We start from the raw sequence: 20,156 nt of genomic DNA, 5'->3' as shown, positions 1-20,156 counted from the left end.
CTTTGCTCCGAAAAATTTCTGAGAGATTTGGAGTAACTTATGAGAGATTTTGACCCTAGAGTTTCATTTGCACAAAAAATTGTTGTAGCAATTCACTACACGCGAGAACAGCGCTCGCGTGTAAATGATGTATTTTATTTTTCATCACTAAAGCATTTAGATAAAGCTTATCTTGAGGCCAATATCATACCTGTCGATATTGCTGAAAAAATACGCGAATGCTGGATCGAATGTTATAAGAGCATCTGCCAGGAATCTTTTACTTTAAATGATAAAGCTAAAGAACACCTTAATTTTTGGAGTGAGTTACTAATGCTGCCAAATCAAAGCCTGCATTAATTCTTTGCTATATGAAATGAGAGTGTTACACGGGTTCCGATATTTACATCAGAGCTTATATTGATTTTTCCATTTGAGAAATCAGTGAAGTATTTCACAATAGGTAGGCCATAACCTGTGCCAACTTCTCCTTTTGTCCCTAGGCGGCTAGTCTTTCGCTCAAAGTGAAAAAGGCCGTCAATGATGTCACTTGGAATACCTATTCCCTTGTCGACAATATCGATATAAATACGACCAGCTTCATCATAAAACTTTATAAGCACGTCTTGCCCTTCATGACTGAATTTAATCGCATTTGAGATCAGATTACTTAATATATGATCGCAGAAAATCTTCTTTTCACAAAAAAAGCTTTTCTCTGTGAGAATATCAAAGTGTAGTTTTAAGTTTTTATCATTTAAGAGTTTAAAATGCTGTTCAGAGAAGTTTTTAATTAGCTCAGAGTCGATTTTACTTTTATGTGAGAAGAGACTCTCTGAATCCAATTGGAAGCTTCTTACATTTGAAATGATCTCTTGAACCTTCTTTAGAGAGGTGTTGATTTGTATGTAAGAAGACTCATCAATTACGCTCTTTCTAAGTAGGCTTGAAATTTTTAATTTCAAAATAGTAACTGGATTTGAAAGATCGTGAAGGACTACATGAAGTAGTGTATCAAGTTGCTTATTTGAAAGTGCAAGTTTTAGTCTAGAGTTGGACTCCAGCCAAACATAGAAGAAAAAATATATTGTCGTGAGAATAGAGAATTGTACGATATTAAATTTCAATAGAGAATAGTATTGAGTATTCGTTAAAGGGTAAGATAGAGATGCGATAGTATGATCAAGCATAAAAAAAGATGCAAATGTGGAGATCATCACAAATACACCAAAAAGAAGCCCTGATCTATTATAGAAAACTCCGAAAAAAATAGGCGTTCCTGTTATCCAAATAATCCCAGGAGACTTTACGCCTCCAAAAGTGAAGACAATGATTATCATGATTAGAATAGATGGCAGAACACAAATCGCCTTGGCGAGAGCATGCTTTCCTAGTGCACAGGCAATAATAAAAAATAAAACCTGGGCCGTCGTATACGTATAAAAGAACTCTTTCGGAATTTTATGAAAGAGAACATTAGGGTACGCCAGATAGTAGTAACTGACTGTAATTGATACCATGATAAGCGTAAAAACAATCAGATAGCGCTGAATAAGGTTCTCGCTTTTGAATTTTAGTTTCATCGAGGCCACTTTAAATCAAATTGTGATCTTATGCTAGCAAAGTGAAATTTATTTATGATTTCTCAAGGGAAAACTTAGGGAAAACTCCGTGCCATTTTCATTACTTGTAGGCGAGTGAACGAAAATTTTTGCACCTGAAAGCTCTACAAAATAGTGTACGATTGGAAGCCCGTAACCGGTACCAGCTTCGCCAATTGTTCCAGGCCTTGTGGTTTTCTTATCAAATTCAAAAATCGATTCCATAAGTTCTTCTGGAATACCAATACCTTCATCTCGAATACTGAGCAGTGCAGAGTCTCCTTGGATGCTAAAAGTTATTTCAATGATATCTTCGGGATGGCTAAATTTCACAGCATTAGTAAGTAAATTACTTAGTATATGGTCTTTAAGAATAGAGGGAGAACATTTTATCTTAAAGCCTCCTTCATCTTTAAAAATTAATTTTAAGTGTTTCTTATTAATTAATCTAAACTGCTCTGAAAGATATGATTTCAACTCTGTTGATTCGATTATTCTTCTATCTTCTTGTAAGTTTTCAGAACTCATTTGAAAGCTTCTAATATTTTGTATAATCTCTTCAATTTTAGAAAAAGCTTCTTTGATTTGCTTTGTTTCATTATCTTTAATTTGAAACCGTCTTTTCAAATTTGAAAGTTTTAACTTTAAAATTGTAATTGGATTAGAAAGATCGTGAAGAACAACATGTAAAAGGGTGTCCAGTTGCTCTTTTGATTGTTCAATTTCATCTCGCGTTTGTTGCTCAAGCCAAGTGTAGTATAGAAAGAAAAGAGTAATAACAATCGAGAAGTGAATAACATTCATCCTCTTTTCTTGCATATAAAGCTCTGGTGACACATTAACTGTCATCGATAGAATTTGCGCCTCAAAGGCATAGAAGACAGCATAGACAGCAAGCATGAGTGAGATGCCAATAATCATCCCTCTTTTTCTAAAAAATATTGCAAAGAAAATTGGGAACCCTGCAATCCAGAAGACTCCTGGAGCATGAATACCACCAAAAGAAGTAATTAATACCAATGTTATTGCGATAGAAGGAAAGAGGCTCGAAATATTTCTAAGTGTATGTTGCCCTTTAAAGTCAAAATAATAGAAGGCAAGGTAAAGAGTTGAGATTGGTAAAACAAAATAATACAAAACATTATCATTGATAAAATGATGGTGTCTAAAGGCATAGGCAAGTAATGAGATCATCGCCATGACATTAGTAAAGTGAATAAGAAGTGTATTAAAACGATCTTTCATAATTACTAAATATAAATAATATAAAAGATTGTCGGCTATGACGATATTTTATTTAGTTGAAAATGACTGGGATTTTTTAAGTAAGAAATTGGTTGCGGGTTGTCCCTGCGTTCATGAAGCGCAGCTTTATGACGCTGAGGAGCTTAATATGCAAAATTAAAATATAAGCGTTAGCGCCTTATTTTAATGACGGTAAGTGTGGTAAATGACTGGGATTTTTCAAGTAAGAAATTGGTTGCGGGGGCTGGATTCGAACCAACGACCTTCGGGTTATGAGCCCGACGAGCTACCAACTGCTCCACCCCGCGACAAAGTAAAATCAATATATTATCAGAAAGGTCTTATGTCAAATTAAATTTGTCAGACATAAATTACTAAAATTTCTAGAAGACGCTCCGATATGAACTCTGTATGAGGGATGTTAAAAAATAAATTTTTTGGAGTTTAGACGATGGAAATGCAAAATCATAGTAAGTTAACGATTGATATCGATACTTCAGAGCTTACACCTGCACAGCTTCGCGCAATTAAAACGATTAATATGCTAATGGCACATATTGTGACAACAGAAGATGAAGCAGACTTTTTTGATGGGACTGCGGAAGTGATGAGAATTTGCGCTTCACTAGTAAAACAGTCGAAATTTTGCCAAGAGAATTCAAAAATTCCATACGGAGATCAGGCTTTAGAGTTTTCTATTGAGCTTCTAACTGAGCTTATGGAGTCTTCTTCTTTAGTAAAGTACGACAATTAATAGAATTACATAATTAGAGATAAAGGGCCTGCAATGGGCCCTTTTTTTTTGTCAAAAATTTAGCTATAACAGACTGTGAACTTTAAGAAGTAGGCTTTGAAAATGAGTGACATAAGTAAAAAGAAAATTTGTCTTACAGGTGTTAAACCAACAGGAATGCCACATTTAGGAAACTATATCGGTGCAATTAAACCTGCTATTGATAATGTTAATAAATCAGATATGGAAGGCTACTTCTTTATTGCTGATTATCATTCTCTTATAACTATTCACGATGGAGAAATTCTTCGAAATGATATTTATGAAGTGGCCGCGACTTGGCTAGCTGCTGGACTTGATCCAAATAAAGCAATTCTTTATAAGCAAAGTGATATTCCAGAGATTACAGAGCTAAATTGGATTATTTCATGTTTTGCTTCAAAGGGATTAATGAATCGCGCTCATGCATATAAAGCAAAGAAAGATAAGAATGCTGAAGAAAATCGCGATGAAGACTTTGGTATTAATATGGGTCTATTTTCTTATCCTGTTCTTATGGCCGCAGATATTCTTTTTATGAATACTGATTATGTACCAGTAGGTGAGGATCAGCTACAGCATATCGAAATTGCGCGAGATATCGCTTCAAGCTTTAATCACAAATTTGGTGATCTTCTTACTCTTCCTGAAGCTATTGTAAGCAAGGCCGAAAATAAACTTCTTCCAGGTCTAGATGGACGTAAAATGAGTAAGTCGTATGGAAACCATATTCCATGCTTTGTTCCAGAGAAGAAGCTTAAGAAAATGATTAATAAAATCACAACAGACTCAACTCCTCCTGAGGCTCCAAAGAATCCTGACGAATCATTAATCTTTGATATCTATAAATTCTTTGCAACATCAGAAGAACAAGTTGCCTTGGCCAAACGTTATCAAGAAGGAATTGGTTGGGGCCACGCTAAACTTGAACTTTTTGAGGTCCTAAACCGTGAACTAACACCGATGCGTGAAAAGTATGAAGCTCTTATGGCCGATAAATCACAGATCGATACTATCCTTGCACAAGGTGCTGCTAAGATTCGTCCTATCGCTCAAGAGAACTTACGTCGTATTAAGAAAGCTATTGGTGTTTCAAACTAATATTTAGTTTTTATGATAAGGATGATCTTGCTTGATCGTTTGAGCTCGATATATTTGTTCGATTAGAACAAGTCGGGCAATCTTATGTGGAAAAGTCATAGGAGATAGGGAGAGTTGGTAATCAACTGTCTTTAAAAACTCTTTAGGAAAGCCCGCTGCTCCACCGATTAGAAAGCAAACACCTTTTTGCTGGGTTTCAATAACATCATAAATATACTTACTAAGCTTCTCACTATCGCAAGTTTTTCCATGCTCGGTCATTGCAACTACGTGTTGATTTCCAAATTTTGCTTTTATGGATTCGACTTTATTTAGAAGTTCCTTAAGTTCAAGATCAATATTTTCTTGATGACCTTTACACTCATGGATGTGAAGTTTTGGGAAGTTAATACGCTTAAGGTATTCATTTTCAAGCGCGATAAGGTGCTTATCTTTTAACTTCCCAATGACAATAACATGATTGTCTTTCATGAGTTACTAGAAGTAACCTTTATCTGAATCAGTAGATGCTCCAGCTTCTTCAGAAGAGTAGTAGTACTCATTTGGAATTTCAATTGATGGAACAGACCATAAATTGTCGATGTCATATGCTTCGCGAGCTGATTCATCAAAGATGTGAACAATAATGTCACCAAGGTCAATTAGAATCCAATCTGTTTGTTGGTGTAGACCTTCTTTAGAGATTACCGTCTGACCTTTTCTTTTCATTTGTTTTGCAATCTCATCAGACATTGCATTTGCCATTGAAGAGTTTGTTGCTGATGCAAGTACGAAGAAATCTGCTAGTGCAGTTGTTTTTCTCATATCAAGAACTTTAAGGTTAACACCTTTAAAGTTACCAAGAATCCAAGCACTCGCCATAGCAATATTTAATGGGAATTCAAGCTTTGAATTATCTGCAATTTCATCTACGTTTTTCGTGATAAATTCATTTTGTGACATTGATTAGTCCTTTATCGTTTTAAGCATTAAAGATTTTAGTAAGTCTATATTTAGTCCAGATACTGAAGAGATTGGAAGACACTTTCTATCAACCTGTGCCTCGAAGAAGTCTTGGAACTTCTTAATTTCTTCATCTGTCATAGCATCAATTTTTGTTAAACAAATTAGCTCTTTCTTATTTAAAAGATCTTCACTATAGCGACCAAGCTCTTGGCGAATAATTACGTATTGTTCAAACGCTTCGTATTCATCAAGACACCAAGAAACATCCACTAGGTGAACAAGAGATTTTGTTCTTTCAATATGTTTTAGGAATTTAATCCCTAGGCCTTTTCCTTCTGAGGCATCTTCAATTAGCCCTGGGATATCGGCAACAACAAATGAGTCATCTTCACCAAGTGTAACAACACCAAGGTTTGGCTCAAGAGTCGTAAAAGGATAATCTGCAATCTTTGGCCTTGCTGCAGAGATTGAAGAAATAAGTGTTGATTTACCAGCATTAGGTAATCCAACAAGTGCGATATCAGCAAGTAGACGAAGTTCAAGATCTACTTCAAGTTCTACGCCTTCTTTTCCTGCTGTTGCTTTTCGTGGAGCCTGATTAGTTGCAGTCTTGAAGTGAATATTTCCAAGACCACCACGTCCACCTTGTGCAACCATTAATCTCATACCGTGATCAGTTAGATCCGCGATAACTTGATTCGTTTCTGCATTACGAACAATTGTTCCAACAGGAACTTTGATTGTGAGGTCGTCACCAAATGCTCCACACATTTGACGGCCACCACCTTGCTGTCCGTGTTCGGCGCGGTAATGTTTTTTACCTCTGAAGTTAACAAGAGTGTTCATTCCTTCGTCGGCTTCAAAGTAGATGCTACCACCATCACCACCGTCACCACCATCTGGTCCACCAAATGGGATATACTTTTCGCGGCGAAAGCTTACGCATCCGTTTCCTCCGTTTCCGGAAATTACTGTAATTTTAACTTCATCGATAAATTTCATAATAAGGTCTTATATAAAAAAAGGGAGCACTATGTATAGGCTCCCTTTAATATTTACAACTAATTAATAGCGTAAAATGGTAATTTTAATTAAGCTTCAACAACAGAAACGATTTGCTTCTTCTTGTTATAGAAACCAAATTGTACTTTACCTTCTTTCGTAGCGAATAGAGTAAAGTCTTTTCCAACTTTTACGTTTTTACCAGCGTGGAACTTAGATCCCGCTTGTCTTACAATGATGTTTCCTGGAACAACAGCTTCACCACCAAATTTCTTAACACCATACATGTTTGGGTTTGAATCACGACCGTTACTTGTTGAACCACCGGCTTTTTTGTGTGCCATATCTAACTCCTAAAATTGATAATTAATTAAGCTTTAACTTCTTTGATTTTTAAAGTTGTAAAGTGTTGTCTGTGTCCGTTCTTCTTCATGTATTTACCTGGCTTTCTTTTAGAAACGATAACTTTTCTTGAACGATCATGTCTTACTACTTCAGCAACAACTTTAGCACCAGCAACAGTTGGAGCACCAACTTTTGCGCTTTCACCACCAACAAATAGAACTTTATCAAATTCTACAGTTGATCCAGCTTCTTGTTCTAACTTCTGAACATCAATAGTCATACCAGCTTCTACTCTGTACTGGTGACCTGAGATCTCTACTACTCCGTACATACTTTCTCCTAATGAAAGGCAGCCTTTGGGGGTTGCTCGATAGTTCTCGCTAACTCTTTTTTCCCTCGGACTGAAATTAACTTTATGAAACTAGGATTTTTATTAATAATTGGGCCTGTTGTCAAGGACTAAGACGCAATTACACTCCTTTATTTGAGGATTTTTTGCCTAGCGCTAAGCGGAAACCACTTCGAGCTTATTTAGTCGGAAAAAATACCGAAAAATTAAGTTGAATGGAGGCGATAATGCAATCTGTAAGTACTGAAAAATACACATATTATCAATATGCTAAGGAGCAGGCGCTGCCTGTTTATATTAGGCTGCGTATTGCGGAGTTCGATCCGGAAATCGCAGGATTTTTACAAATTATGAATTTTACTGAGCTGGGTGAGAAAGAAAGTGAGCTGGCCCAACAAAATATAGCGTCAAATCAACTGGCCAAGGTCATGACTATTGATGAAGCGACACCGATGGTAGCCGCCCAAATTAGATCAAATTTTGACAATGACAAGTATGGGAAGGAGTCGATCGTACAAAAACCTGGATACAATGTTTATCGCTATAAGAATATGGCGATGATTGTTCTGTCTTTGGCCTCAAATGAGTGGCTAATGGGAACATTTCCAGAATTTGGTCACACCGAAAGAGAATTTGAAAGCCGAGTCGTTATCAATCGCTTTTTAACTTGGGCTTTAGCTCCTATGGGAATTATTGGCCTATGGGGAAGAAAAACTAAGCAGGGAATTATTCTTGGCCGTATGGCAGATGTTAAAGGTGAAGTTATTTATATCGATTATCGTAATCAGAATATATTTACGATGAGTGAAGTATATAAACTGAGAAAATCAGAGATCTTTATAAAGCTTGATCCTCTTAATAAGTTGGGCCCTGTTAAGATGAGGTTTGAAGATGCACAGGCATTTTTAGCAATTCACTCGGCTTACTTTGGTGCCAATGGAATGCCAATGGCAACAAGACAGGCCCTGGCCACTCTTGCCAAAAATATTATGTGTTACAAATTTGCACTAAACGATGTTGCAAAAGAGTTAAGTTAGTTTTTTAAAAGTTTAATGAGAAAAGAATCCTTATTCTTCACATCATCTTTTTTTATCATATGAATAAATATCGGGAAGCATGTAATTGTACATGCTCCTGTGTATGTAATTGTGAATCCGGCTTCATCATTCCAAATATAGACTGACGTGCCGTCATTATTGATAAACTTATCCTGCTTACCATAGCGATTTATTAGTGATTGATGAAAAGTATTGTGAAGAAAGTAATTTGGAAGTCTTGCGTAGAAATCTAAAACGACTTCATCTCTAACATGAATAAAAACAGGAAAGAAGTAGCTCTGATGGCGAATTTGAATTTCATAAGTTGCTAGAGGTTTCTTGTCATTGATTAATCTGATTGCTTTATATTCATTCTTTATATCTGACAGTTTTTGTCCAGGATAGAATGGTTTGAATTTATCAAAGGTGAAGTCGTAATTCGGTTCTTCCACCTTAGCTTTTGCCGGATTGATAAATATGCAAAATGATAAGAGAATAAATGAACAAGTTAGAATATTGTTAAGAATTTTTTTTACCATACGTTATTTTAAACGATTTGAATTTTTATAGTTAAAAGGGGAATTTAATGCAACCAGCAGCAAAGAAGGAAGCGCAGAAGATTGGTATTGCAATGGTACTCGGATTAATTTTGGGTCTTCTGTTACATTATTTTGGAAAGGGTGAATACGTAAAATTTATTTCTCCTATAGGAGATGCGTTTATCTCTCTTCTTAAAATGGTGATTATCCCTCTTGTTTTCTCATCTATCTTTATGGCGATGTACCACTTAGGAACACCAGAATCATTAGGAAGAATGGGGGTAAGGGCCGTTGCTTATTATTTCATTACAACTTGTATTGCCGTTTTATTTGGAATTATTTTTGTAAATCTTATCAATCCTGGTATTGGTGCTGATCTTGGCTCTGCTGGAGTTCATGGCCTTTCAGAAGCAATGCAGTCGAAAGTTGCAAGTAGTTCAAGTGGTTGGGCGTCACTGTTTGCTTCAATCAAAGAAGTTCTTCTAGGTGCAATTCCAACGAATCCATTTGGTTCAATGGCCGATGGAAATATTTTACAAGTTATCGTCTTCTCAATTCTTATGGGAATGACTGCGCTATTTATTCCTAAAGATAGTGAACCATTTGTTAAAGTAGTAGGTTCTCTTGAATCTCTTTCTAATAAACTAACAATGGGAGTAATGAGCTTAGCTCCTTATGGAATCTTTGTTCTTATGACAGGGGTTCTTGCTAAATCTGGTTTTGGCGCAATTATATCTCTTTCTAAGTATATGCTGACAGTAATTCTAGGATTGATTTGTCATGGTATTTTTCTTCTGATTATTGGAAGTATTCGCGGAAAGACTTCACCTATTGAGATTTTAAAAGGTGTAGGGCCAGCTATTATTACTGCTTTTTCAACTGCTTCTTCAGCAGCAACTCTACCTATTACGATGATGAATGTTGAAGAAAATTTAGGCGTTGATAAAGATACTGCAAAATTTGTTTTACCATTAGGTGCAACTGTAAATATGGATGGAACTGCTCTTTATGAGTCAGTCGCCGCCATCTTCATTGCGCAAGCTTATGGCTTTGACTTAGGTTTAACTCAGCAGATTATTATTTTTATGACAGCATCTCTTGCGGCAATCGGAGCAGCAGCAATTCCTGGTGCGGGGCTAATTACAATGTCGATCGTACTTTCAGCTGTCGGGCTTCCTATTGAGGGGATCGGTCTTATCTTAGCTGTGGATAGAATTCTGGACATGTTCAGAACTGCAGTTAACGTCTTTGGTGACGCCATGGGAACAGTTGTTGTTGATTCTATGCTGAAAAATAAAGAGTAAACAATATAAAGTATTGAATTCAGTACTGTACTTAACCGAAAAAATCTTTTCCTCGTTGACTCAGACACGACAATTTGAAAAAATATGGGAACCCCAAAGTTGGGTTCCCGAATATTTATGAAAACGAAATACGCACATATAGTTAAGGAAGATCGATGAGAATTAATGGATTAATTTTACTGGTAACCTCCCAACTGCTCTTTTCATGTATCTCTGTTGAGAAAGATGTCCCGAGCCCGAAGGACATTTCTGAAGTTGTTGAAACAGATGCTGAAATTGAAGCAGATGCGGAATACTCAGAAGAAAAAATCATCGCTCGTAGTGCAAAGCACGGAGCAGAGTTCTCGAATGATCAGATTGTTGGTTCTGCAAAGATTGAACATCCAACAACTCATGAACTTAAGACTTACTTCCTATATGGAGCTGAGCATTTAAATTTAGAAAATAATTATTTTGATATTCCTGTTGTTTACAATGCGGCAGTTAAGAAATGGATTAAGTATTTTACAACACGTGGCCGTGGCTTCTTTGAGAGATATTCTGCAAGAGCTGGAAGGTATGCTCCGATCCTTTCTAAAGTTTTAAAGGATAATGGTCTACCACAAGACTTAATCTTTTTAGCAATGGCCGAATCTGGATTCCAAACAAAAGCTAAGTCGTGGGCAAAAGCGGTAGGGCCTTGGCAGTTCATGCCTTATACAGGTCGTCGTTATGGACTTGAAGTTAACTGGTATGTTGACGAGAGACGTGATCCAATCAAGTCTTCAATTGCTGCTTCAAAATATTTAAGAAAACTCTTTAATCAATTTGGTTCTTGGGAGCTTGCTGCAGCATCATATAATGCTGGTGAAGGAAAGATGTCTCGTGCGATTCGTCGCTATCGTACAAAGAACTTTTGGCAAATCAGAAAAGGCCGTTATTTAAAACCAGAAACAAAGAATTATGTTCCTAAAATTATGGCGCTAGCTATTATTGGAAAGAACTTAAAGTCTTTTGGTTTTGAAGAGATCGATTGGCATGAACCACTAGATTTTCAAGAAATCTCTGTTCCTGGTGGAGCGGACTTATTCGAAATTGCAAAAGATTTAAATATTGAATTTGATGATCTTCATTACTTAAACCCAGAGATTCAAAGATGGTTCACGCCACCAACACACAAAACTTACACGTTAAGAGTTCCTGTTGGAAAAAGAGAGCAGTGGGCAAGTTGTTGTACTGAAAAGAATTACGTCGCTAGCCAGGATGTTTTTCAAAAGTATCGTGTACGAGGTAAGAGAACTCGTTTAAGTGATGTTGCTCAAAAATTTAAAATTAAAGATAAAGAAGTTCTTACTTGGTTAAACGATGATTACAAATCACATCGTTCAAGAGTTAAGCGCGGATCTTACGTAACACTGCCATTTAGAATAGGACAGAGTAAGAAAGATAATATGTACGCAGATCTCTATGATAAACCTCGTAAGTCTGTTGTAAGAAAAAGAAAATATAGTAATCGCATCAGATTAGCGAAACAACGTGGAAAGAAAATTAATAATCCAACTCAATACTATACTGTTCAACGTGGAGACTCTTTATGGTCTGTATCACGTAAAACAGGTGTAAGCCTTGATACTCTAATTGTTTCAAATTTAAATATTATCAAGAAGAGACAAATTAGAGCAGGCGATAGGCTCGTCATTAAATAATCTAAAAATGTAAGAAAAAAATAGTGAAATTACCTGAAACCACGCTTTAATGCGTGGTTTCGCTATTTTAATTCCAAAAAAAATACGTTATTGTATTGCCAAACACAACACACAAGGAATTTGGTACTATGGCCTATAGCGATATTCTTAAACTTAAAAAAGTTGAAGTAAAACAAGAAGAGAAGACATTCATTAAAAATTTGATTGTTGGAAGTGATATCTTTGCAATTGATCTATTCGATCATTTAAATAATTTAGATGCAACAAGTGTAAAGCTTCTTTCTGAAGAAGAAGTAACTGAAGATAACTTCAAGCTAATGGGACCGTCACTAATTCGCGGTGAAGGAAATATTTCAATCTTAAAAGATCTAGGACTTGTTGAAGAGACACCAATCAATAGTTCATGTTTTTACAAAGATTCTAAATTTCACCCGTTTGGATCTCGTACAAAGCCGATGCCACTACTGTGGGGGGAAGAGAGTTATATTGATAATCATATTCAACTATCGCCATCGCAACTTCTTCCATCGCTTAGTAAAGAAGGACTTCTAGAGAGAATTAAAACTAATAGTTTTAATCTTAGAATTAAAGAAATCTATCGTACAACTCCTGAAGAATTAATTGATCAAGCATTTTGGAAAGTATGCCTAACAAATGGTCTAATTATTGAATGTGAAAATTTATATTGGGGAGAGTCTCCTGCTAAGTTTTTAGAGCTCTTTCAAGATAAGAAGACACTTTCAAGTGAGTTCATTGAATTTTGTGAAAGTACATCGACACCATGTTCTCTTTATGTTCACTTAGACTTAAAAGAGAAAATTACAAAAGATGAAGAGTCGCAAACTTATTTCTTTCCATTATCTTTTACGCACGATTGGGGACACTTTATCGGTGAGATTTGTGAATCTGAAAGTGAAGGATATGCTCAAACGGCCAAATTTGTTACTTTTGTCGATAAAGAAGAGAGCACGGAGGAAGATATTTCTAAAAAAATCAATCTTCTGAAGAAAAACCTGGCCAAGAATTTTGACGCTTTTAATGAGAATGAGTCAAAAGAGCGTGTGGTTTTAAGAGACTATTCTTATTGTCCGGATATTGACGATTCTTCAATAGAGGATGGAACTCTAAACGAAGATCACCTTATTTTCTTTAGTTTTAACGCTCCTTTGAAGCAGGCGGCGACAAAGAATGATACATTCGTAGATTCCTGGATGTCGTCAAAGTTTCTCGCAAGAGGAATCGCTGTCCAAGCAAAAATAAAATAAAAAACACTTATATCAGCCCTGGGATTGCGAATTCTTTAGCAATTTCAGGGTGTTGACATTCATCCCATCTCCTTCGAAAATTTAAGAACTAACATTTTTTAATAAGAGTTTACTTTTTGAACTCATGGAATTTACTCACTCAAGGAGAGGAATATGAAAAAGGTATTTTTAGGTGCCGCTACTTTAGCTCTTTTAAGCACAAGTGCTTATGCTACAAAAGCAAGACTTCTTGCTCTTGGTGATGAAGTTGAAGACAACTACTACACAATGGATGATCGTTATATCTTCACTAACGCTTCATTTGTAAACAACTATGGAGATATGGTTGTATATGAATTTGGTGACAATGGAGTATCTAGCTACTCAGCAGCTAACCCTGCAGCAGTAGATGCTGAACACGCAACTCTCGATACTGACCAAAACCCAAAGGCTCAAGGTGGATTCCTTAAGAAGCACGGAAAGTTTACTTATGGTGCTTTCCTAGGAAACGAGTCAAACGTTTCTGCACTTCTTAGAATTGTTGCTTCAGATGGTGATTCAGCAGGTAACTACCTAGCAACTGCTGATAACCAATTAGATCTATTCTTTGGTGGACAAGCTGGTGTTAACTGGGGTGTTAACTTCTTATATGCTGGTGCTGAAAAGAAAAACTCTGCAGGTAACGAATTAGAAGATTCTGCAATGGCAATTAGATTTGGTGTTAACAAAGATAACTGGGATGCATATGCAAACGTATCTCTTCAGTCTGAGTCAGAAAATAAAGCAACAGGTAACAAGTTTGATGGTCAACTTGGTATGCAGTTTGGTGGTTCTTATACTTTCAATAAGGATCTTAAAGTTTACGGATCTGTTAAGAAATTTGATTGGGAACAAACTCACGGAGCATCAGTTCCAGTTCTTGCAGCAACAAATACAACTGATGGTGGATTCACTAGATTTGATGTTGGTGCAGGTAAGGAATACACTGCTTCTAACGACACAACTGTATTCGTAAGAGCTCAACTAACAAAAATTGATATTGAACTTAAGTACGCACAAAAAGCAGAACTTAGTACAATCAATATTCCTCTAATTATTGGTTTTGAATCAAAAGCTAATGACTGGTTAACTTTAAGAGGATCTGTTAAGCAATCTCTATATGGTAAAGCTGACTCTAAAAACCTAGGTATCTTATTAGTAGGAGCTACAGGACTCCCTGGAAACGTATTTGAATCAGACGTTGCTGGTCTTAAGGCTGCTGGTATTGGTTCTTACGGTGGAAACTTTCTTTCAAACGGTGAAGTATCAATGGAAAACACAACTAATGTTAACCTAGGTGCAACACTTACTTGGAATAAGATCGCAGTTGATACACTTGTTGGATCAATGAATGATGATGCTTATACAAGATTTGCAGTTAAGTATAACTTCTAATTAAAATTTTTGATTGTATACAGAAGGCCGTGGAAGTGTAACCACGGCCTTTCTTAAAAAAAAGTAAAAAAAAATTGCACAGAAAAACAAAAAGGGTATAATTTAGTAAATTATTTTTTTAAATCGAACTAGAACGCTAGTTTAAATAAAACAAAACAAGGAGTAAGTTTTGAAAAAAATGACAGGTATTATCGCAATGGCAGTACTTTCTTCTGCAGCATTTGCAAACACAATCGTTCCAGAAACTTCACGTGATGGAAAAACTAAGAACTCTTCAGTTATCGCTACAACTGGTGAAATGAGAACTTTCGTAGCTGGTGAGTATAACTCAAAAACTACAGAAGCTGATACTGCTGGTGCGCAAGAAGTTGATACAACTAACATGAATGTTTACGGTGCATGGTCAAACAAAATGATCTCTGTAGAAGCAGACATCAACATGGGTGAAGATGCAGATACAGATAACGATTCTTACGGTGTACAAGCTGCATACAGAATCAATAAGCAATTTGCTGTTGGTCTTGGTTACACAATGATGTCTCAAGATACAGCTAGTGATGATGAGCAAACAAAACTAGAGATCGCTGGTTCATACAACATGAATGACCTAGTAATCGGTGCTTCTTTTGCAATTAACTCTGAAGAAGATAATGCTGGTACAGACGGTTCATTCAACACTCTAACTGTTGGTGTTGGTTCAAACGCAAACAACATGTCATGGGAAGCTGGTCTTACTTACACAATGGAAGAAGACGATGCAGCTAACGGAATGGATGTTGGTTCAAAATTTGAACTATTTGCTGGTATGACTAAAGTTGTTAACAACATCGAACTAGATGGTGACCTTTCTTACACAACTGGTGATGCTTCAGCAACTGCTGGTGGAGATTACACTAACTTAGTACTTAACTTTGATGCAGAATTCCTAGTAGGGAAAATGTTCTACATCACTCCAGGTCTTAACTACTCAAGCGAAGACGTAGCTGGTACTGAAACTAACCAACTAGACCTATCTGCTGACTTTGGTTACAGAGCTAACAAAATCGATGCTACTTTTGGTATTGACTATGCTGTTATGGCTGAGTCAAACAACGTTGATTTCGATTCAATGGCTTGGAAAGTTAACGTAGCTTACAACTTCTAATTTTAATTTTAAAATTTAGAATATACGTGAAGGGAGACTTAGGTCTCCCTTTTTGTTTGCGGCCATCCGCAGGAGCGGATGACGCAATTCAACCCAGAGGCGACCACGAAGGGAGCCTTCGGGTACGGTCTTTGCAAAATTAAGTAGCTCATTATTGAATGAAGCTCTTAGTTGTAAATATAAAAACTGCACCCCTCTAAGTTTCTTTTTTTTAAATTAAATTAAGTTTTTATTTTTTTCATCTTAGTTGAAAATTTGCATATACAACTTTTATGGAGGAATAAATGAAGAATATCTTTATGGCCGCAACTCTAGTTGGGCTTACAACGACAGCGTTTGCGAATACGATAGTTCCCGAAACGTCACGTGACGGTAAAACAAAAAATAATTCAACAATTGCAGTAACACAAGAGATGAGAACTTTTGTTGCAGCCGAGTATAATTCATCAAACTTAGAACCAGATGGTGTCGCTGATATTGAAACTACAAATTTTGACCTCTACGGAGCTTGGTCAAATAAGATGATGTCAATCGAGGCAGATCTAAATTTTGGAAATGTTGATACTGGTGCTACTGATACTGATAGTAATACATATGATATCAAAGCAGGCTTCAGGTTATCAGATCAATTTGCTCTCGGTATCGGCTATCAAATGGTTGATACAGATCCTGATAGTGAAGATACAGTTATTGAGATAGCAGCTTCATTTAATATGAATGATCTAATTATTGGTGGGTCTTTTAGTCTTGTGGATGAAGATAATGGAACTATAGATGGTTCTCATAATCGTATCATCTTAGGTGTTGGTTCAAATAAAGATAATATGTCATGGGAAGCGGGACTTCAGTTTGATCTTGAAGAGAAAGATGATGCTATTAAGTCTCCTAGTCGTACAAAAATCTTTGCGGGAATGACTACTGTATTAGATAGCACAGAGCTTGATGGTGATATTGATTACACAACTGGAGATTTCACAACAGCTGGTGGTGACTACTCTATGTTTCATTTAAATTTTGATGCTGAATTTATGCTACATAAGATGTTCTTCATTGCTCCAGGTATTGAATATACACTTATTGATAATGATGGAACAGACACAAAGCAACTCGATCTTTCTGCAGACTTTAGATATCGTATGAACGGAATTGATGCGACATTCGGTATTGACTATGCAATTATTGGAGAAGTAGGGACTGTTGACTTTGATGACTTAGGTTGGAAAGTTAATGTAGCTTACTTATTTTAAAATACTGACTTTAAGCAAATATTTGTCATAAAAAGGGAGATTTTCATCTCCCTTTTCTCTTTGTATAATCTAATAAAATATTCATACGCCCTAGGAGTTCGAGTTGAAGTCGAAAAATATCTTATGTCTAAGTGTACTTTCACTTATTAGTACCAATGTAACTGCAAATTTTATTCTTCCTGAAATTTCACGTGATGGTAAAACTTTAAACACGTCTGTTATTGCATCATCGCAAGAAAAGAGAAATTTTGCGGCGGCTAAGTATGAATACTTAAGCGTAGAGAGTGATACGACTCCAGTAGTTGAAATTAAACAAACTGTTCCAGGTGTTTTTGGTGGATTTTCTTCAAATGGATTCAATGGACAGTTAACTGTTGATATACCTACTTTCGATATTGAAGGTTCTAAAAATCATGCAACCAACTTCTCATTTCTCGGCGGATACCAAGTAAATAAGAAGCTAACTTTAGGGCTTGGTTACACAAAGTCTGAATTAGATATTTCAACAGATGAAAGTATTATTTCTGCCGGTGGAAGTCTTAAAGTTAATGACAAGGTTTTAGGAGGTTCTGTTGAATTCGTCGAAAACAAAACTTCTTCAACGAAAGGTGGATTCTTCGTTCTAAGTGCAGGCTTTGGTCAACAAGATTCTAAAAATAGTGTCGAAGCAGGTGTGCAACTAAAGACTGAAGGCACTGATGATTTAACAACTGGTAAGAGATTCACTCTTTTTAGTGGCATGACTAAAGTTGTTAACGGTATTGAAATTGATGGTAGCTTTACATATGAATTTGGAAACTACTTAAAAGATGAAGATAATACGACAGATGGAAATAACTTTAATGCTCTATACTTCGAATTTGATGCTGAATTCCTATTAGGATCAAACTTCTATATTACTCCGGGAATAAATTATTCGGCCGAAAATGCTCCAGGTGTCTCAAGTGACACTTCTGACGTAAGACTTAAAACTGATTTTGGCTATCGTACAAATAGACTAGATGCAACAATAGGTGCAAGCTATATTTTTGTTGGTGAAGAAAATGATATCGACTACGATGGCCTTGGTTGGTCACTAAACGTAGGATATTTGTTTTAATTAATTTATTTTAAAGTATAATAAATCTTAATATTTATTTTATTGCTTCAAGGAGGAAGATTTGAAGAAGTTTATTAGTGCAGTTGCTCTAGCAGCACTTTCGACATCAGCATACGCTAACGTATTAATGCCAGAAATTTCACGCGATGGTAAAACAAAAAACACATCAGTACTTGCTGTTTCTCAAGATAAAAGAAGCTATATTGCTGGTGAATATACTTCTCAGTCCCTTGAAACTGATACGACACCTTCAGTTGATCTAGATATTACTTTTACAAATTTATTTGGTGCAGTTTCAACTGATACATTTTCATTTGAAGGTTCTTATGCAAAAAATAAAATGGAAGCTATGGGATCAGAGCAAGATCTAGCAGAACTTAATTTACTAATGGGATTTAGAACTGGTGGAAACCTAACTCTTGGTCTAGGACTATCTGTAGATGAATTATCAGATACTATTGACGACACTATTATTGAAGCTGGTGGAACAATTGTTGTTAATGGAACAACTCTAGGTGCTTCACTTGCTCATCATATGATTGATACTCCTACAACTGAAGGAGATTATACTGTTCTTACTCTTGCTTTTGGTAAACAAGATAAATCTGTTTCTTGGGAGACAGGAATTCAATATACAACTAAAGGGAACGACGCTGTTCTAACAGATACTCGTTTAGGTGTATTTGCCAATGGGACTATGATTGTAAATAATGTTGAATTAGATGGATCACTTACTTATGAGTACGGTGATTACTTACAAAACCGTGCAACAGACAACGACTATTCTCAACTTGAAATTTCTCTTGATGCAGAATTCTTAGTAGGTCCAACTTTCTATATCACTCCAGGTATTTATCACTTAAGTACTACATTACCAAAAGCCGCTGACTCAGATACATCAATTCTAGGTGTAAAATCAGATTTCGGTTATAGAGCAAATGGTCTAGATACTACTTTTGGACTAAGCTACTCAACAGGTGAGTTAGAAGGTATCGACGCTGATGGTTTAGGATTTAATCTTAACGTTGGTTATAAATTCTAAGATTTATTTATAAATTTTATATGTAGATGGGGAGGCTTTGGCCTCCCTTTTTTTATTTTAATTTTCTCCTATAATTCTTTTTCAAGTTATTAAAATTAAAGGAGTAATTTTGAAAAAAACACTAAGTACTATTTTATTATCAACACTATCAATTTCAGCTACAGCAAATACAATTGTTCCTGAAACTTCACGTGATGGAAAAACTCTTAATAATTCTGCAATTGCAGTTTCGACTCAACAGAGAAAATTTGCAGGTGCAATGATCGAAGACACTGAAGAAACTTCAGGACTTGCAGCTTTTGGTGCATATTCATATAAGAACTACTCAGCAGAAGGTGTTCTTGATTTTGGTGATGGCTATAATTCAATTAATGCAAAAGGTGGGATGAAGTTATCAAATGACTTGGCCATTGGTCTTGGAATTGACTTCAATAGCTTTGATTCAGATGCAAAAGATATGGCCGTTGAACTTGCTGCTTCAACAAAATGGAATGACTTTATTGTGGGTGGTTCTGTAACTTATAACTCTCAAGATTTAGTAATTGTTGATGGAAGCTTTCTTTCTCTAACTGCAGGTCTTGGTCAAGTGAATAAGAAGATGACTTGGGAAGCGGGAATGACTTATTCATTATCATCAGATGATCTAGGGCGTGATGATACGTTAAATCTTTTTGGTGGTTTAACAATGATCGTTGATAAAGTTGAATACGATGCAGATATTTCTGTTTCATCGACTGATGGCTTAAATATTTTCTCTGATAATATTATCTCTCTAACTGGTGATGCCGAAATTTTAGTGAAAGATCAATATTACGTAACTCCAGGTGTTATGTGGGATATCGTGGATTACGATTTTGAATTCGATAACTTAGCTGTTTCAGGTGATTTTGGTTATCGTAAGGATAAAATTGACGCGACTGTAGGTGTTGATTTCTTTCTAGGTGGAGATCTGAACTTAAAAGTAAACGCAGTTTATTTCTTCTAAATATCAGGGAGGTTTTGACCTCCCTTTTTATATCCTCTAGAATAAAATCAAATTATT

At 36.0% G+C, this 20,156-nt stretch carries 21 protein-coding genes and 1 tRNA gene; 13 read left to right on the top strand and 9 right to left on the bottom strand.

Going from position 1 to position 20,156, the window contains the following annotated elements:
* The first annotated feature begins 39 nt into the window (after positions 1-39).
* A complete protein-coding gene (locus ACMAYL_RS07230; protein WP_103218896.1) occupies positions 40-339 on the top strand; it encodes a hypothetical protein in 300 nt (99 codons plus the stop codon).
* On the opposite strand, the gene ACMAYL_RS07225 is transcribed toward ACMAYL_RS07230, so the two are convergent.
* The 3 genes from ACMAYL_RS07225 to ACMAYL_RS07215 all read right to left on the bottom strand — a co-directional run bounded on the left by ACMAYL_RS07225 (position 336) and on the right by ACMAYL_RS07215 (position 3,133).
* Entirely contained in the window at positions 336-1,562 is a 1,227-nt protein-coding gene (locus ACMAYL_RS07225) for a sensor histidine kinase (RefSeq protein ID WP_412470926.1), read from the bottom strand. The two genes, ACMAYL_RS07230 and ACMAYL_RS07225, sit on opposite strands and share 4 nt — an antisense overlap.
* 48 nt (positions 1,563-1,610) lie before the next feature.
* Complete coding sequence (locus ACMAYL_RS07220) at positions 1,611-2,825, bottom strand: sensor histidine kinase (protein WP_412470925.1); 1,215 nt, start codon at positions 2,823-2,825, stop codon at positions 1,611-1,613.
* 232 nt (positions 2,826-3,057) lie between these two features.
* A tRNA-Met gene (locus ACMAYL_RS07215) sits at positions 3,058-3,133 on the bottom strand.
* Positions 3,134-3,276: 143 nt separating this feature from the next.
* Here ACMAYL_RS07215 and ACMAYL_RS07210 point away from each other — a divergent pair.
* Both ACMAYL_RS07210 and ACMAYL_RS07205 read left to right on the top strand, forming a co-directional pair.
* Positions 3,277-3,579, top strand: coding sequence for a hypothetical protein (locus tag ACMAYL_RS07210; RefSeq protein ID WP_393022161.1), 303 nt, complete (start codon positions 3,277-3,279; stop codon positions 3,577-3,579).
* A gap of 111 nt (positions 3,580-3,690) precedes the next feature.
* A complete protein-coding gene (locus tag ACMAYL_RS07205; protein WP_412471062.1) occupies positions 3,691-4,698 on the top strand; it encodes a tryptophan--tRNA ligase in 1,008 nt (335 codons plus the stop codon).
* Between the two features lie 3 nt (positions 4,699-4,701).
* On the opposite strand, the gene ACMAYL_RS07200 is transcribed toward ACMAYL_RS07205, so the two are convergent.
* The 5 genes from ACMAYL_RS07200 to rplU form a co-directional block, all read right to left on the bottom strand.
* Positions 4,702-5,169, bottom strand: coding sequence for a 23S rRNA (pseudouridine(1915)-N(3))-methyltransferase RlmH (locus ACMAYL_RS07200; protein WP_103218901.1), 468 nt, complete (start codon positions 5,167-5,169; stop codon positions 4,702-4,704).
* 6 nt (positions 5,170-5,175) lie between these two features.
* Positions 5,176-5,640 (bottom strand): ribosome silencing factor, encoded by a 465-nt coding sequence (rsfS, locus tag ACMAYL_RS07195; protein ID WP_103218902.1) that lies wholly within the window; start codon positions 5,638-5,640, stop codon positions 5,176-5,178.
* A 3-nt stretch (positions 5,641-5,643) separates the two neighbouring features.
* Positions 5,644-6,645 (bottom strand): GTPase ObgE, encoded by a 1,002-nt coding sequence (gene obgE, locus ACMAYL_RS07190; protein ID WP_103218903.1) that lies wholly within the window; start codon positions 6,643-6,645, stop codon positions 5,644-5,646.
* A gap of 89 nt (positions 6,646-6,734) precedes the next feature.
* Complete coding sequence (gene rpmA, locus ACMAYL_RS07185; protein WP_021266471.1) at positions 6,735-6,989, bottom strand: 50S ribosomal protein L27; 255 nt, start codon at positions 6,987-6,989, stop codon at positions 6,735-6,737.
* Positions 6,990-7,015: 26 nt separating this feature from the next.
* Positions 7,016-7,321 carry a 50S ribosomal protein L21 gene (rplU, locus tag ACMAYL_RS07180; RefSeq protein WP_103218904.1) on the bottom strand — a complete coding sequence of 102 codons (306 nt, stop codon included), beginning with the start codon at positions 7,319-7,321 and terminating at the stop codon, positions 7,016-7,018.
* Between the two features lie 245 nt (positions 7,322-7,566).
* Here rplU and ACMAYL_RS07175 point away from each other — a divergent pair, with 245 nt between their 5' ends.
* Positions 7,567-8,376, top strand: a complete 810-nt coding sequence (locus tag ACMAYL_RS07175) for a hypothetical protein (protein ID WP_412469952.1) — start codon at positions 7,567-7,569, stop codon at positions 8,374-8,376.
* On the opposite strand, the gene ACMAYL_RS07170 is transcribed toward ACMAYL_RS07175, so the two are convergent.
* A complete protein-coding gene (locus ACMAYL_RS07170; RefSeq protein WP_412469951.1) occupies positions 8,373-8,915 on the bottom strand; it encodes a hypothetical protein in 543 nt (180 codons plus the stop codon). The genes ACMAYL_RS07175 and ACMAYL_RS07170 overlap by 4 nt on opposite strands.
* Before the next feature lie 47 nt (positions 8,916-8,962).
* On the opposite strand from ACMAYL_RS07170, the gene ACMAYL_RS07165 reads away from it, so the two are divergent.
* The 9 genes from ACMAYL_RS07165 (at position 8,963) to ACMAYL_RS07125 (ending at position 20,099) form a co-directional block, all read left to right on the top strand.
* The gene (locus tag ACMAYL_RS07165) at positions 8,963-10,219 is read left to right on the top strand and encodes a dicarboxylate/amino acid:cation symporter (RefSeq protein WP_392990753.1); all 1,257 of its coding nucleotides are present in this window, start codon (positions 8,963-8,965) and stop codon (positions 10,217-10,219) included.
* A 155-nt stretch (positions 10,220-10,374) separates the two neighbouring features.
* Positions 10,375-11,904 carry a lytic transglycosylase domain-containing protein gene (locus ACMAYL_RS07160; protein WP_103218908.1) on the top strand — a complete coding sequence of 510 codons (1,530 nt, stop codon included), beginning with the start codon at positions 10,375-10,377 and terminating at the stop codon, positions 11,902-11,904.
* Positions 11,905-12,032: 128 nt separating this feature from the next.
* Positions 12,033-13,169 carry a hypothetical protein gene (locus ACMAYL_RS07155; RefSeq protein ID WP_103218909.1) on the top strand — a complete coding sequence of 379 codons (1,137 nt, stop codon included), beginning with the start codon at positions 12,033-12,035 and terminating at the stop codon, positions 13,167-13,169.
* A 153-nt stretch (positions 13,170-13,322) separates the two neighbouring features.
* Positions 13,323-14,582 carry a hypothetical protein gene (locus ACMAYL_RS07150; protein WP_412470924.1) on the top strand — a complete coding sequence of 420 codons (1,260 nt, stop codon included), beginning with the start codon at positions 13,323-13,325 and terminating at the stop codon, positions 14,580-14,582.
* A 178-nt stretch (positions 14,583-14,760) separates the two neighbouring features.
* Positions 14,761-15,726, top strand: a complete 966-nt coding sequence (locus ACMAYL_RS07145; RefSeq protein WP_412471061.1) for a porin — start codon at positions 14,761-14,763, stop codon at positions 15,724-15,726.
* Between the two features lie 284 nt (positions 15,727-16,010).
* The gene (locus ACMAYL_RS07140) at positions 16,011-16,973 is read left to right on the top strand and encodes a hypothetical protein (protein WP_412469948.1); all 963 of its coding nucleotides are present in this window, start codon (positions 16,011-16,013) and stop codon (positions 16,971-16,973) included.
* Between the two features lie 103 nt (positions 16,974-17,076).
* Positions 17,077-18,072 carry a hypothetical protein gene (locus tag ACMAYL_RS07135; protein ID WP_412470923.1) on the top strand — a complete coding sequence of 332 codons (996 nt, stop codon included), beginning with the start codon at positions 17,077-17,079 and terminating at the stop codon, positions 18,070-18,072.
* A 61-nt stretch (positions 18,073-18,133) separates the two neighbouring features.
* Complete coding sequence (locus tag ACMAYL_RS07130; RefSeq protein WP_412470922.1) at positions 18,134-19,114, top strand: hypothetical protein; 981 nt, start codon at positions 18,134-18,136, stop codon at positions 19,112-19,114.
* Positions 19,115-19,223: 109 nt separating this feature from the next.
* Positions 19,224-20,099: a hypothetical protein gene (locus ACMAYL_RS07125; RefSeq protein ID WP_412470921.1), complete on the top strand. Its 876-nt coding sequence runs from the start codon at positions 19,224-19,226 to the stop codon at positions 20,097-20,099.
* Positions 20,100-20,156 lie beyond the last annotated feature (57 nt).

Source organism: Halobacteriovorax sp. RT-2-4, from assembly GCF_047085445.1.
Lineage (GTDB): Bacteria > Bdellovibrionota > Bacteriovoracia > Bacteriovoracales > Bacteriovoracaceae > Halobacteriovorax_A.
The sequence above is the reverse complement of the archived record's forward strand: the minus strand, read 5'-3'. Positions and strand labels throughout refer to the sequence as shown.